This window comes from Waddliaceae bacterium, assembly GCA_018694295.1.
Taxonomy (GTDB): domain Bacteria; phylum Chlamydiota; class Chlamydiia; order Chlamydiales; family JABHNK01; genus JABHNK01.
On sequence record JABHNK010000024.1, the window covers coordinates 1 to 14,507 of the forward strand.

10 protein-coding genes are annotated in these 14,507 nt (G+C 42.7%); 4 read left to right on the top strand and 6 right to left on the bottom strand.

Annotated features, from left to right (window positions below):
• The first annotated feature begins 66 nt into the window (after positions 1 to 66).
• A complete protein-coding gene (locus tag HN980_02860; GenBank protein ID MBT6928419.1) occupies positions 67 to 1,233 on the top strand; it encodes a hypothetical protein in 1,167 nt (388 codons plus the stop codon).
• A 7-nt stretch (positions 1,234 to 1,240) separates the two neighbouring features.
• On the opposite strand, the gene HN980_02865 is transcribed toward HN980_02860, so the two are convergent.
• Positions 1,241 to 1,378, bottom strand: a complete 138-nt coding sequence (locus tag HN980_02865) for a hypothetical protein (GenBank protein MBT6928420.1) — start codon at positions 1,376 to 1,378, stop codon at positions 1,241 to 1,243.
• A gap of 102 nt (positions 1,379 to 1,480) precedes the next feature.
• Between HN980_02865 and HN980_02870 the strand changes: the two genes are divergently transcribed.
• Positions 1,481 to 3,070: a hypothetical protein gene (locus tag HN980_02870; GenBank protein ID MBT6928421.1), complete on the top strand. Its 1,590-nt coding sequence runs from the start codon at positions 1,481 to 1,483 to the stop codon at positions 3,068 to 3,070.
• A gap of 7 nt (positions 3,071 to 3,077) precedes the next feature.
• Here the strand turns inward: HN980_02870 and HN980_02875 are convergent, their stop codons facing one another.
• Entirely contained in the window at positions 3,078 to 4,175 is a 1,098-nt protein-coding gene (locus HN980_02875) for a hypothetical protein (GenBank protein ID MBT6928422.1), read from the bottom strand.
• 143 nt (positions 4,176 to 4,318) lie between these two features.
• Positions 4,319 to 4,606 carry a hypothetical protein gene (locus HN980_02880; protein MBT6928423.1) on the bottom strand — a complete coding sequence of 96 codons (288 nt, stop codon included), beginning with the start codon at positions 4,604 to 4,606 and terminating at the stop codon, positions 4,319 to 4,321.
• Between the two features lie 219 nt (positions 4,607 to 4,825).
• Between HN980_02880 and HN980_02885 the strand changes: the two genes are divergently transcribed.
• On the top strand, positions 4,826 to 6,310 hold the full coding sequence (locus tag HN980_02885) for a hypothetical protein (GenBank protein MBT6928424.1): 1,485 nt from the start codon (positions 4,826 to 4,828) through the stop codon (positions 6,308 to 6,310).
• Between the two features lie 107 nt (positions 6,311 to 6,417).
• On the opposite strand, the gene HN980_02890 is transcribed toward HN980_02885, so the two are convergent.
• Positions 6,418 to 9,279 (bottom strand): valine--tRNA ligase, encoded by a 2,862-nt coding sequence (locus HN980_02890; protein MBT6928425.1) that lies wholly within the window; start codon positions 9,277 to 9,279, stop codon positions 6,418 to 6,420.
• 206 nt (positions 9,280 to 9,485) lie between these two features.
• On the opposite strand from HN980_02890, the gene HN980_02895 reads away from it, so the two are divergent.
• Entirely contained in the window at positions 9,486 to 10,175 is a 690-nt protein-coding gene (locus tag HN980_02895) for a hypothetical protein (GenBank protein ID MBT6928426.1), read from the top strand.
• Positions 10,176 to 10,339: 164 nt separating this feature from the next.
• Here HN980_02895 and HN980_02900 read toward each other — a convergent pair whose 3' ends face one another.
• Together HN980_02900 and HN980_02905 are read right to left on the bottom strand one after the other, a co-directional pair.
• Complete coding sequence (locus HN980_02900; GenBank protein MBT6928427.1) at positions 10,340 to 11,947, bottom strand: hypothetical protein; 1,608 nt, start codon at positions 11,945 to 11,947, stop codon at positions 10,340 to 10,342.
• Positions 11,948 to 12,174: 227 nt separating this feature from the next.
• Positions 12,175 to 14,507: hypothetical protein (locus HN980_02905; protein ID MBT6928428.1), on the bottom strand; the 2,333-nt coding region annotated here is incomplete at its 5' end.

Here is a 14,507-nt window from a genome sequence, read left to right on the forward strand (position 1 = left end):
AACATTTTATTTTTTCGAGAGGTCCTCAAGGACTTTTTCAGCACTAACAAAGCTTTCAAAGGAGATGTGAAAAAGCAAATAAAAAAAACTAGAGATTTACTAGAAGCGCTGAAGGCTAGTTCGCTGGATCCTAAATCGAAAGAGTATAAAAAGGAAGAAAAAGATATAAAAGATGCTTTTCGAGACTATATCATTAACTATTCAATTAACATCACCGAAAACACATCGTCAGTGCTTTTTATTTTGCGCGCTCTTGCCGAGCTGTCTGTCGACGGCGTTACGAAGCGTCAAGTAGTAAATTTTCTTTTCCTCGATGACCTTCCCTTTTTTAATGTAATAAGTGGCGGACTAAAACACATTGCTCCTTTTCTAAATGGGCTAATACCGTTCCTAGGGTGGTCTGCACTGATAATGAGCGTGATAGGTATAGGCTCTGAAGCGGTTGGGGTGTGGAAAAACGATAAAATGCGCAAGAAGATTGATGGTATCCTTGGCGTTACTAAAGAACATAAAGTAGGCGAAGGATATGACAGAGACAAGGTTAAAGACCTTCTAAAAGCGCTTAGCGATATCCATGAAAAAAATCCTCGCGAACTAAAACATTGTGGGATTACAGATCGCTATATAAAGTGCCTGAAAAAAGGAGATAAGAAGGTCCCTAAAATTGTTGAAGAGATGGAAAGCACAAACATCGCTGAAAGTGAAGTGGCATGTTTTAAAGCTAGTATTATCGTCGACAATTTAAGAAAACGACTTGGGGTGCAAAGGCACTTTAGATTAACCGCTGCCGCTATTAGCGGAATATCGATGATGATACTGGGAATAGCGCTCGCAAGTACTACATTTATACCAGCCAACCCTGTTTTTTTCGGTACATTCTTTATATGTTTTGGGCTTGCCGGCTTGGCTACCATAATATATCGTATGACAGCATTGAGAGACCCTATAAACCCAGCGCGCGTCAGGTGGATACACGAAGATATTAAGCACTATGACGTCTTTGAACAGCATGTATACGGACAATACGAGATACCACAGAAAATAGAAGAACTTCAGGAATCGGAAAAAACACACAAAAAAAGAATAAAAGAATTGAGAACGAAAGGTATTCAGAGCCGTAGGGATCAGGTGACGGAACAGCGCCTAGATACAAAGTTGAAACAAATAGACGAAGAAATAAGATATCTGGTCAACATGAAAGGAGAGCTGTATCCACTCTCGTATAAAGTATAGCACGGAATCAATGATCAGTGATCATATCTTTTATCAGCGTAGCAATAAAGCCAAGGTCTTTAAGGGGAATGTTGTGGTCTTCAGGGACGCCAAGGAAGTATTTGTTAGCATATTTCTCCCCAGTAGTAAGAAGAGCATGCGCCAATGTCGCCGTCGCTGACTGTCGTGCACTGAGCCATCTTGTCTAACTCTATGGCGCTAAAGGAAAGATAGGCCGCAATCACGGGTATAAATAGGAGAAAGAAATATGAATGATCGTGTTGGTCCAGCAGGAAAAGGAAAGGTTTCTGTTCAAAAGCCGCGACAAAAAACACAAGAAGGAGTGTTGGTTGTACGGACCCGTCACAATAAAGGGCTCTACAAAGTCTCCAAGCTTAAAGAAGAAATTACGGAAAAAAATAAAAAAGAAGCATCAGAAGATAAAAAAGAAGCAATGTGGACATGCATTAAGAGTGTAGCAAAAATTTTTCGTGGCATACCAAAACTCTTTGAAAAAAAATCTGCAAAGAAGTTAATAGCAGCAGCAGCAGCAGCAACCGCTACAGAAGAGCATACTATAAAAGTAATAGGAAAAACGGGTCAAGGCCTACGCATTATCAACCCGCTTCTTTTTAACGACGTTAAGAAAAGATTTGGCCAAACATTCAAAAGTTTTGTAAAGGAGCTGCGCGTTCAAAGAAGAAAAACTGAGAAAAAAATCGATAAGCTAGAAAAAGACTTCAAAGCACTGTCCCTCGAAGAAGACTCTACAGAGTATAAAGAAGCCCTTAAACAGTATGAAGAAGCCCTTAAAAAGATAAAAAGAGACCTGCTCGATTATACCGTAGATTATGTTGTGGAGCTTGCCGGAGATGCGACATCGCTGTCCCTTGTGACAATGGGTATCGCAGACATAGTTGTAGATATTATAAAAGAAGTTCCATTGGCGATAGAAACCGCGAAGCCAACGGTACTATTATCTACTGCGATGGTGACAACATCGACAGTATTAGGATATATAGGCCTTGGTTTGGCCATCTTGGGATGGGGATATGAGGTTAAGGGCTATTATAAGAATGCAAAATTCCGTAAAGAGATAGATGGAATCCTCGGCGTCACTGCAAAATATAAAACATTCGACGAAGGCTACAATAGAAAAAAGATTAAAAAGCTGCTAGAACATTTTAAAGAAATACATGAAGCTAACCCACGAGAGCTCAAACACCGCGGAATGTCAAGGCGATTCATAGAATATTTAGAAGATGGTGAAGGTGGGGTCCCTAAAATTCTTGAGTCGTTGGACAGCACAAATATTGGCGAAAGGGAGCTGGGATATTTTAAGGCTACTATTCTAATTGAAAATTTGAGAACGAGACTAGGCGCCAAGAAGAATTTCAGAGTCACTTCTGCGATAGTTGGTGCAGTAGGATTAGTAATATTAGGTATTGTCGTTTCACCGTTGGTGCTAGGACCAACAGCAACAGTAGTTATTAAAGGAGGATTCGCTATATTCCTCGCCCTCGCCGCAATTGCAACGCTTATCTATCGTAAGACAGCATTGAGAGACCCTATAAACCCAGCACGCGTCAGGCGGATACACAAAGATATCAAGCACTATGACATCTTTGAACAGCATGTGTACGGAAAATACGAGATACCACAGAAAATAGAAGAACTTCAGGAATCGGAAAAAGCGCACAAAAAAAGAATAAAAGAATTGAGAGCGAAAGGTATTCAGAGCCGTAGGGATCAGGTGACGGAACAGCGCCTAGATACAAAGTTGAAACAAATAGACGAAGAAATAAGATATCTGGTCAGCATGCAAGGAGAGCTGTATCCACTCTCGTATAAAGTATAGCACGGAATCAATGATCAATGATCATATCTTTTATCAGCGTAGCAATAAATCCAAGGTCTTTAAGGGGAGTGTTGTGGTCTTCAGGGACGCCAAGGAAGTATTTGTTAGCATATTTCTCCCCAGTAGTAAGAAGAGCATACGCCAACGTCGCCGTCGCTGATATCGTGCCGTCGTCAATAATACGCTCAGGAGCACCAGCGATGTCACAATAGTCATGGACGTCGGCAGTCTGGATTATTATCTCCGGACACGACAATGACACCGACGATGAAAATGGCTTGATGTTCCACCCCAAAACCTTCGCGATGACAGAGAAAATGCTGATGGCAAGACCAGAAACTGCTTTGCTGACCTCCGAATATGTCCTGTCTTTGATAAAGCAATAGCGGATGCCTTCTTTTAGGCGATACCCCCTCAAAGCATCACCCTGGATGCCGCCGCCCATAGAAAAACCATGGCCGAGGATCTCAGTAGCACCGAGGCCTTCATGATCTTCCAACATCGCCAGCAGAGCACGATATGCGTCGACCATAGCATTGCGATTCGGTAAGCCGGAACTCGCGCCGACACCGGGATAATTGAAAAAAACGGCGTTGGTATCAAGAAGCTCAAGGAAATTAAGGGTGTTAGAAGAAGCAGCGCGCTCTTCATAAAACTCGGTGTTGCCATTAGAACGTAACAACCAGCGGCCATTGCAAAGCGTCGAAGGACGACACACAATAAGAACATCAATAACACGGTCTTTGACACCGACAGACAGCCTCTTGAACTTCCATTCGCCGGAAGTGTCGATGTTTTCGCGGATCATATCGGCATAACCACGGCAACATCCCAAAAGCGAAGGCTTGGAAGCAGGCAATAACGAAATTATACCTAACGAGAACTTCCCAAGCATGGTATGTAATAACGACCATAAACCCCAAGGGAAAAGCACTACCTTTAAAATCTTCGACAAAATGCGCCTGAAAGGGGGAATAATACGATATCCGTACGAAATCTCAGGAAGAAGGCCATGGCAGGAAAGCTCGGAAATAACTACATCATCATAGTCATCACGGTTAAAAAAACCGCCATCATCAAAAATAATAGAATGTAACGACTGCATTGCCTTTATCTCCCAACTTATGACGCTATAGTAACGCCTCTGCCATCAAAATACAATGGGAATAATTCATCACCAGGAAGGCAAAAAAAGAATCATGGGTTACAGGCGGTTAGCAGAAACCACTGCAATCGCGGATTATGTCATTATAGGGAATCATCAAAGCTACTAGGGGTTGAACGCAATGAATATCCTCGCCTCTCATCAGAAAGTGCTTGTAATTCTTCTTTTAGAGCGATTAATTCCTTTAATTTCTTTAATTCAGCTTCTTTCATTTCAAGAGCTTTCAACCGAGCAAAAGCTACTCTTACGATTTTTTCGCCTGATTCACTGTGGTCTGATGCTGCAGGAGCGACAGGCTCAGGAGCATGAGCAGGGTCATAGGTTGAAGTTGAAGCATCTACTGGTGCTGGCGATGTTCCTATTCTTGGCATAAGTTAACCTCTTGTTTTAATAAAAAAAATGTAAAGAGTAATTAATACCATATTATGAATAAATGTTCAATATTTTTATAAAAAGCGGTTACTAAAATAATTATTTATAGTATTATCGGTGTAAAATGCGTTTTTAATAAAAGATTAATAAAAAGTTAATGACTTTTAAAGAAATAAATGTTATACTAAAAGCGAAAATAACAACTTAAGGGTTTTACTATGAGCTATAGACAACTAACAAACGTTTCGACTGTAACAACTGAACGGTCAAGCCCGCCGAAAATTGGCGAATCTCTTAAAAATCTTAAGACTTCTGATGTTTTTAAAGGCGTTTCGAAAGCCTCAAAGCTGCTTTTTAGTATATCAATAAATTGTGACGCTGTAGAAGATTTCGTAGAAAGCTCGTTGCCTGAATTATCTTCGTTGAGTGAAAAGATGAAGGTTATTAGTAGTGGTTTCCGTTCACTGTGTTTTCCTTTAGGCGCACTTGCCTTTTTAGATGTTGTTAATAATATAATAACAATCTCTAGTGTTATCTTTGATAACCCAAACAAATGCCCTAGTGAGGCAAAGAATACACCTTTAGAAGACGGTCTGAAATTTAAAGCAGAGGCAATTCCTAAAAAGGAAGCGATAAAGATGGTTTTTGATGCATTTCTCGAGACTGTAGACGGCTCTTCAGCAGTAGCGGGTAGTGTATATTCAATGTCTGCTATTCTTACAGGGCGTAAGATAAGTCTGATAGAACAGACCGTTGTTTCTCTTTTAGGGTGCGCAGGGAGATATAAAAAAGGAAGAGACATCTCAAAAACGGATTCGTTGTTTTCTGAAATAGAAAAAGTGCTTGGTGATGATATTCAAATCACTGAAGGTATAGATCATCCTTCTATTAATGGAATAATAAAAGCGTTGCTCATAATAGAAAACATGTCGGAAACCGACATGAAGAGAGCCGGCGTCCCGAAAAGTTATTACAAAGCAGCTAATTCACTACTAGCTTCATTCTACGAAAAACCGGAAAATTTTAACGGAATAAAGGAAATTCTTAAAAGGAATGGTTCTGTTGAAGATGGTGAGAAAAAATTTGATGTCATTAAAAAAGCAAAGGAATTGATGACAATAGCAACTATGTCAGAAAAAGAACTAGAAGCAAAGGATGTCGCGCCAGATAAATGTAGAGCAGTCCAAGAAATTATTAATTTGTTTTGTGTAAACTCAACTGATGAAGAGTGTGTCTCGGCCCATATCCTCGTTGAAAATACACGCCTGCATCTTAATAGAAAGCGAAAGCATAAAACAGTATCATTTATAGTTAATATTATTGGACTTTTAGTGTTAGGACTGAAAGTTATAAAACCTTATCTTGCAAATGATATGTTACTTAAGTTGTTGCCGGCGACAGCAGCAGCAGCGATGCCAGCGATAGCGGCAATAATACCAGGAACAATAATATTCCTTGGGTTAGTTACATCTACTGTCGGTGTAATATTGATACTTTTAAAATGTAAATATCTTGCTCCCGTAAGTAGATGTACTAGAGATACAAAAAAAATCGTTGGATGTAATGAATATATACGTAGATTAGTAGAAGCAGGAAAAATGTTGAGCATTAAACAAAAGCGTGAAGATGCAAAAGAAATAAGCGTGAAACAACTAGCTTTGGATTCAATTGCTACCTCCCGCTACTCATGCATTAGAACCTAAACCTACAAAACAGCACACAAAAAGCGCATAAAAAGCGTGTACGCCAAAAATAGCGGATAGTTATAGCGGATAGCGGATAGGTGATTTCTATACGTTATTCGCTTTTTTTATAGGCTTTTCAATTTCTCGGTTATCTCGGAATATTCGGCTTCGAGGGCTTTGGCGTTGTCGCGTTGTTTTTCGACGAGTTCTTTTGGTGCACGCTCTATAAAGCTTGTATTCGCAAGCTGCTGACGTGTTCTTTCGAGGCTTTTTTCCACGCGGATCTTTTCTTTTTCCAGGCGTTTTTTCTCGGCATCACGAAGCTCTTCGGGCATAGGTATCACGACGGTCATGGTATCGACGATTCCAGTGCTTGTGAAGGGGATCTCTGGGGTTTCTGAGCATATCTCTAGCGTCTTTACTGGCACTAGAGCGGTGACGAGGCTCTTATGGTCGCGGATTATCGAGAACAAAGGATCACCGTCGGCGCCGACGATGAAGACGTCGGTTTTTGTCCCAGGCGGCAACTTCATCTCGCCACGGATATTTCTTATGGTATATACCACCTTTTTTATCGCCGCGAAGGCTTCGTCGACGGTGGCGTCTATAGCTTTTTCGTCGATGATGGAGGGATATGGCGCCACGACGCATGCTTTGGCGTAGAGGGCTTCCAAAGCCTCTTTTGTGTAGACGTCGATAGCAGCGTCGCCAATATTAACGCCCAGACGCTTTTTCATAAGCATAAACAGCTCTTCGGTGATGAAAGGCGTGATAGGATGCAACAGCCGTATCGCCGTACACAGCACTATTGCCAGGATTTTTTGCTTGTTTTCACGGTCGGAAGAAGACCCTTCTTTGCCGTATAGCACAGGCTTCACGATCTCGAGGTAGTATGCGCAGAACTCCTTCCAGAAGAAATCGTATGCCGCTATGGCAGCATGGTCGAAGGCGAGGTTGTCTAGGTGTCCATTGACAGCTCCGACGACACGGTTCAGCGTCGAAAGCATCCATCTGTCTTCGAGAGAAAGGATCTCCATGTCGAGACCCGAAGCGAAAGCTTCAGAAGACAGGGGAGAAAGTCCTTCGTCGGCGTTTCCGTCGAGGTGCATAAAGATAAAACGTGCGCCGTTCCATACCTTGTTGGCGAAGTTCTTGTATTCCTCGAACTTCCTGATGTCGAGGTCTATCTCGCGGAGCTGTGACGGCGTAGCACACAACGTCATACGTATCGCGTCGGTGCCATATAGCTCTATAAGCTCTAAAGGATCGATGATGTTGCCTTTGGACTTCGACATCTTCTCCCATTTGTGCTCTACATCAGCAGGGATAGGGGACTCTCCGGAGTCGTAAGCTATACGTTCTTCATTAGAGACGTACTGTATCGCACCTTTGTCGCCCTTACGCCAATACGACTTTCCATAGATAAGCCCATGGAGGAATACCTTGCCGAAGGGGAACTCTCCAAGAGCATATTTCCCCATAGCTATCATGCGCGCCACCCAGAAGAATAAGATGTCGTGACCAGTGATAAGGATGTCGTTGGGATAGAATTTCTCGACTTCAGGGGTCTTTTCAGGCCAGCCGAGAGCGCTGAAAGGCCAGAATGCCGAAGAAAACCAGGTGTCAAGGACGTCTTCATCTTGTCGCCACTCGTCAGGAGATTCTTCGACTTCAGGAGGTAAACCTTCGCCGTCGTAGCATATTATCGTCTCGGGGTCGTCGACATGATACCATATCGGTATCCTATGTCCCCACCACAGCTGCCGGCTGATGCACCAGTCCCTGAGGTTGTCGACCCAATGGAAATATGTGTTCTTCCACGTCTCGGGGATCAGCGATACATGATCCTCTTCGACGGCGGTTTTCAGGGTTTTTGCGAAGCCTTCCATCTTGATAAACCACTGCTTAGACATATACGGCTCGATGACAGCCTTAGACCTATACGATATCCCCACCCTATGGGTGTGAGGCTCGATCTTCTCTAGAAGGCCAAGGTCTTTCATCGCCGCGACGACAGCACCGCGAGCTTCTTCCATAGACATGCCCTTGAACTTCCCGCCATTCTTGTTGATATGGCCGTCAGGGGTCATGATGTTGATGAACTCAAGGTCGTGCTCAAGACCCATAAGGTAGTCGTTAGGGTCGTGAGAAGGCGTCGTCTTAACCATGCCAGTGCCGAACTCGGGGTCGACACGATGGTCGCCAATGATAGGTATGGGCCTGTCAACAAGAGGTAATATGACGTTCTCGCCGATAAGATGAGCATAACGCTCGTCACTAGGCGATACCGCAACAGCAGTGTCGCCGAGCATCGTCTCAGGACGCGTAGTAGCGACGACAGCATGGCCAGAACCGTCGGCAAAAGGATACTTGAAATACCATAAAGACGACGCCTTCTCTTCATCTTCGACCTCGTCGTCAGCAAGAGCAGTCTGTGTTACAGGGTCCCAGTTGACAAGATAGTCGCCACGATAAATAAGACCTTCGTCGTAAAGCCTCTTGAAGACAGCACGGACAGAAGCATTGCAGCCATCGTCCATAGTAAAACGCTGACGTGACCAGTCGCACGAACACCCCAGACGTTTAAGCTGGTTGATGATCCTGTTCTCATTGCTGTCCTTCCACTCCCAGATGTGATTAAGAAACTCCTCGCGAGGATATTCCTTGCGACGACGACCCTCGGTGTTCATAAGATGACGCTCTACGACCGTCTGCGTGGCAATGCCTGCATGGTCGGTGCCAGGGACCCATAATGCCTCGAAACCACTCATACGCTTCCACCTGATAAGGACGTCCTGCAAGGTGTTCGTCAATGCATGCCCCATATGCAACGTTCCCGTGACATTAGGCGGTGGAATGACGATACAATACGGCTCCTTTTCAGAAGATGGGTCGACAGCGAAGAAATCGCCCTCTTCCCAGAAACGTGACCATTTATCTTCGGTTTTATGAGGGTCGTAAGCTTTAGGTAAAGATTCGTGTGCCATAGGTAAAATATCCTGTATTATAAACTAGGCGAAATAGTACCATAACACCACCCTATCGGGGAAGGACAATGTTTTTGCTTCCACAAAAAATAATAATAGCGGGAATTGCTAAGAAATATAGCGATTTCTTGACTTTTTAAGGGGAATATGCTATCATATGCAACTAATTATTTGAAACTTACGTATGTAGGCCGAAGGAGAATATTATGACAGCAACAAGCATAGCAATGGCAGCAAGGGTCGCCAAATACGGTGAGACTGCCACCATGGGTCCGCTCACATTTTTGGAATTCCTAGGCCTCCGCAAAGACCTTGATGCGGCAAAACTCTTCTACCACGAAGGCGTCCGTGACACCAAGATAAAGATCGCCGAAACAGGGGCAAAGATATTTAAATATTCCGCCAGCTTCGCCGAGATTGCCGGCGACTTTGGTTTAGTCACAAAAACATCTATTGCCTGGACAAAACCGTTTACCCTCATAACAGGCACTATCTCCCTAATAGGTGGCGCCGCCTGGGACATCATCGGCATGAGAAAATGTTGCAAGCTATCTAAAAGCCTCAGTGATGCAAAACCACTAGACAGGCTCAAAGAAAAAGATCCTTTATGGTACAAACGTTTTAGCCTCATTGACCTTCAAGATCCGATCAACGGAGCCACAGAAGAAGCACAAGAAGACGTCATCGGCAAAGTAAAGAATCGTCTTAAATGCAAAATAGGCTGTCACACCATAGCATTGGCCATCCACGCTATCAGCTTGGCAACACTAGCCACCGCAGTAGTAGCAATAGCAACGCCTTCGCTAAGCGTCTACGTATATACCCTATACCTGTCGTGCGTAGCCCTGACGCTGGTAAAGATCGCCTACGAAAAACTACTCCTCGGCAACCCCTAACCAAAAACAGATTAGATTTAACAGCCCCCATATTTCTGTTTCATTGATCATAGATCATAGATCATAGATCATAGATCATAGATCATAGATCATAGATCATAGATCATAGATCATAGATCATAGATCATAGATCATAGATCAGCGCTTTTGTTATTATTGTGTTGTCAGCGTTGTCTTGGGAGCCTTGTTCTTTTGTGTCCCACGAGTTTTTTTTGGGATAAGCTATCGGCTTTTTTTGCTGGTCGGGTGAGATTGGCAGGCGCTTGTTTAGTTTTAGGCGCATATTGTGATAGAGAGTCTAATTGTTCTTTATTCAAATTCAGAAGAACGGTGTTTTTTTTGATTTCTTCTGTTAAGAGGTGAAGCTCTTCACTCATTGTTTTTATACTATTTTTGAAGCCCATTCTTTTTGCTGTTGCTTTTTTGTTAGAGAACGATGATAAGCGTTTTACTTGTGCTTTTGCCTTCGTTATATCCATTCCTAAGCTCTTCTTTTCTCGGTTTGCATGTGCAATTTTTCCTTCTAAGTCTACGATTTTTTCTTTTAAGCGTAGAGCTTCCGTGACTTTATCTCTTACTTTTGGCATCGCCAGAGGTGCCTTTGTAGGTGTTGGCGTAATTTCAGGCCTAGGCTCAGGTTTAGCCACAGGCTTAGGGGTAGATTTAAGTATAGGTTTAGCCTTGAGATTGTCGGTTATCTGTTTATGAACGCCGTTTATTTTTTCGAGCAAGCCTACTAATACAGCTTTTCTTTTTTCACGTTTAAGAGGGAGGGGACTTTTTATCAGGCTCCAATCTATTGATCCTATGGAATCTTCCAAAGAGTTCTCCAACGATTCGTAAAGCGTAAATAATTCTTTTTTTGCTGCGATTTTTTCTTCGCTTCCTTCAGCTAAAACTATGAATTCTTTGCTTTTACGCACAAAAACAGATGTCTGATCCTTGAATTCCGTGAGGTTATTGAGATGTGCTGGATCATCATCATCATATATATCCACCTCATCTAGATCATCACCAGATATATCAGATAGCTCAAGCTCAAGATCAAGCTGAAGATCATCAAAAGAAGGGATCTTGTCTATTTCGCCTTTTCCCTGCTTTTTTAATGGTATAATTTCAGGCTTAGGAGCAGTGGTAGATTTAACCACAGACTTGTCTTCTTCTAAGGCTAACGTTTTTTCTTCTAAGTTTATAGCTCCCGCGACTTTAAGTTCATGTGCAATTTTTTCTTCTAACGCTAACATTTTTTCTTCTAAGTCTAGAGCTTCCGCGACTTCAAGTTCATGTGTAATTTTTTCTTCTAATGCTGCGACGCCTTTTTCTTTTTCTAAGCGTAGAGTCTTAGTGACTCCATCTCTTACTTTTGACATCGCCAGAGATGCCGTTTCAGCAGGAACAGGTGCGGCGGTTGTTGTAGGAACTGGTGTAGGCTCAGATTCAGACTCAAATATAGACAAAATTCGGCCTTGGCGGTGTTCTATTAGTGTTTCTGTTATATTAACCTCTTCACCAAGGAATTTGCCGTTTTCATCGATAATACCCATTTTTTCAAGCGTGAGTTTCATTTTTTTTGCGACTTTTTCCCATTCGGTTTTACTGTAATTCGAGAGTTTTTCGTCTGTGATTGCTTTGCCGCCCTTGGTAAAGTCGACTTTGAGTCTTTTTCCGCCTGTAAGAGTTATATATCCGATCTCATGAAGAATTGGTTCTGATTTTAGTGTTTGTTGTGGAATTATAGGCGTACGTCTTGATCTTGGTCTTAATTCGCCCATATGGAGGCTCCTTTTAACAATTTTTCTTTGATATCAATCTAGGTATAGCAATAAAGGAGTAAGATGACAAGAAAAAGTGCAGTGAAAATTATTTTTCATCGCCATCGTTTTCGATGGTGAAATTCACATAGCCATCAGGTAGCGTGGTAGTGGAGGCAGAAAAGTTTCTTATATCTCATCAGCACAACTTCGCGGCGCTGATGAAAGATAAATAAATGTTATCGTTATTATATATTTCCTCGTTGTCCTCCGCGTTGTATTAAATCATCGCATTTATGTAACTTTTTACGCGCATCTTTAATGTCCTTTTGGGCGCTTTTAATATCTAATTCCTTCCGTTGTATTGTTGTCTTTAAATTTCTTAAAGCAGTTTTTTTCTCAGAAATCAGGCCCTTTCTGTTTTGCTCCTCTTGCTTTTCTTGGTCAGTTACTGCCGTTTTTGCTCTTGTATTCGCCTTTTCTAATCCTTCTATTCTTCTTCCTAACGCTGTTCTTTCTTTTTGCAAATTATCAAGATCTTTTTCCAAAGGATGTTTTTTCCCGATTGCGCCACTGAGTTTTTTTTCTAGGATTGGCTGATAGAGTTTAAGAAGAGCGATATCTTTTTTTAGGAGACGAGTTCTATTGGCTAGTATATTTCCACAATCTGTTTGTTCTTTCTCAGATAACGGCTCCGCTGGTGTTCGTTTAGTAGTTTCTGATGGTTTTGATCTTTGTATTGTTTTTCTTCTTTCTTCTTCTAATTGATCTTTTAATCTTCTCAATTCAATTAATTGAGTTCTTATTTTACCGTGCCGTTTTTGCAAATCATCCTTAGATGGTTTCTTAGATGTTTTTTTTGTAGAAGTTTTTCGTGTTCCTTCGGTTATTTTAAGGGACTGATCAAGGGCCTGTTTAGCTTTTCTTGAAGCGGCCGCACCAAAAGGCGATTCACCAGGAGCAAGAGCGGGGTTTGGTTTTAGTCTTGTTGTTTTGGGTGTTAATTTTTTTTCTATTCCTTTTTTTTCGTCTTCAAGCGCTTTTATTTGTTCGTTTATTTCATCCATTCTTTCATGATAATCAACTTCAGGTGCAGGCGCAGGCGCAGGCGCTGATGTGGTTTTAGACGCATGTTTAGCTTTTGGTTCTGATCGCTTGATCTTGTCGCCTCCAAATTGTTTTGATAATTCAGTAACTCTTGCCCGACTTGTAGGTCCTGGTTGTTCTGGAGCTGAAGGTTGCCGCTGTGTGGCAGACCCTAGTTTATGATCATAATCTGTTCTTATCTCAACAACAGAACGCCTTCCTGTATCTGGCGGTTGTGGCTGCTCTGCAATTTCTTTGGATTTGTCAGAATCTTTTGCAGGCGTTGTAGGGCTTCGACGCCGTTGAAATAATTCAGTAGTGCTTTTTCTAAGTTCTTGAATCCTTTGTTGTGTTTCGATTGTATGAGTAGGATTCATTTCTAATCCAACCAGTTCACTATATAGTTGATCGTGTTGTTCTTTTAGTTTCGCCTCTTCTTCGGGTTGGAAAAGCTGACCGCTTGTTCTTGTATCGTCTGTGTCGGTGGCGGAAGACTCAATTTTTGTTTCTGTTGGGGAAGGAGCTTCAGCTTCAGGCTCAGATTTAGGCTCAACCGCGGGCTTTGGCGTTGGCGTTGGTGTTGGCTCTGGCTCCTGTGCGGGCTCCGGATCAGACTCAGGTTCCGGCGCAGGCTCAACCGCAGGCTCAGGTTCCGGCGCAGGCTCAGGCTCAACCACAGGCTCAGGTTCCGGCGCAGGCTCAGACTCAACCACAGGTTCAGGTTCGGGTTCCAGTGCTGGCTCCAGAGCGGGCTCCGGATCAGGCTCAGGTTCCGGCGCAGGCTCAGGCTTAACCACAGGCTCAGGCGTTGGCTTTGGCTCAACCGCGGGCTTTGGCGTTGGTATTGGCTCCGGCCCAGGCTCAAGTTCCGGCTCAGGCACAGTCTCAGCCACAGGCGCAAGATCTTCGCCTTCTTCATCTGTGTCAGTGGTAGAATCTGAAAAACTAGTTAAAGAAGCATTTAACTTTTCATCTAGTTTTTCAGCTCTACGTTGGTAATCATCCAAAGTTTGTTCTTTATGTTCTTCTCGCTCAGAAACAAAATCTGTGCTTGGCGCCAATAAGGTATCCGCCGCTGAAAAAATTTCTTCTGTTTCGGCTAATATATTTATCAATATTCCAGCAGCTTTGATGTTTTCCAGCTCTGCCTCAGAAAGAGATAGGTGGTCTTGTTTTTCATGACCATCTTTTTTTATAGAGTCTGTGATATTGAGGATTTTGTTATATAGCTTAGTAAAAGTGCTGGAAACTTTGTCCAGGCCGTCTTTAGCACTCATATCAAGAAAATCGCTAATTCCATGCTGTTCAAAGTTGGACACAACTTCTTCCGCTTTTGCAGTTATTTCTTTCATGCAGAGAAACTGTTCGTGTAATGTTCTAATAGATGTTTCTGGGTGAGAATCGTCTGATTTTATTGTTTCGACGCTTGTCTCAATGGCTTCTATAAGGGCTGTATTGTCGGGGGGCGTAATGCTTTGCCCTTCTGGCTCTTCCG

Excerpts from the sequence above, each read along its gene's own strand:
- HN980_02870 (MBT6928421.1), top strand. The coding sequence starts at position 1,481 with ATGAATGATCGTGTTGGTCCAGCAGGAAAAGGAAAGGTTTCTGTTCAA.
- HN980_02875 (MBT6928422.1), bottom strand. The coding sequence starts at position 4,175 with ATGCAGTCGTTACATTCTATTATTTTTGATGATGGCGGTTTTTTTAAC.
- HN980_02880 (MBT6928423.1), bottom strand. The coding sequence starts at position 4,606 with ATGCCAAGAATAGGAACATCGCCAGCACCAGTAGATGCTTCAACTTCA.
- HN980_02885 (MBT6928424.1), top strand. The coding sequence starts at position 4,826 with ATGAGCTATAGACAACTAACAAACGTTTCGACTGTAACAACTGAACGG.
- HN980_02890 (MBT6928425.1), bottom strand. The coding sequence starts at position 9,279 with ATGGCACACGAATCTTTACCTAAAGCTTACGACCCTCATAAAACCGAA.
- HN980_02895 (MBT6928426.1), top strand. The coding sequence starts at position 9,486 with ATGACAGCAACAAGCATAGCAATGGCAGCAAGGGTCGCCAAATACGGT.
- HN980_02900 (MBT6928427.1), bottom strand. The coding sequence starts at position 11,947 with ATGGGCGAATTAAGACCAAGATCAAGACGTACGCCTATAATTCCACAA.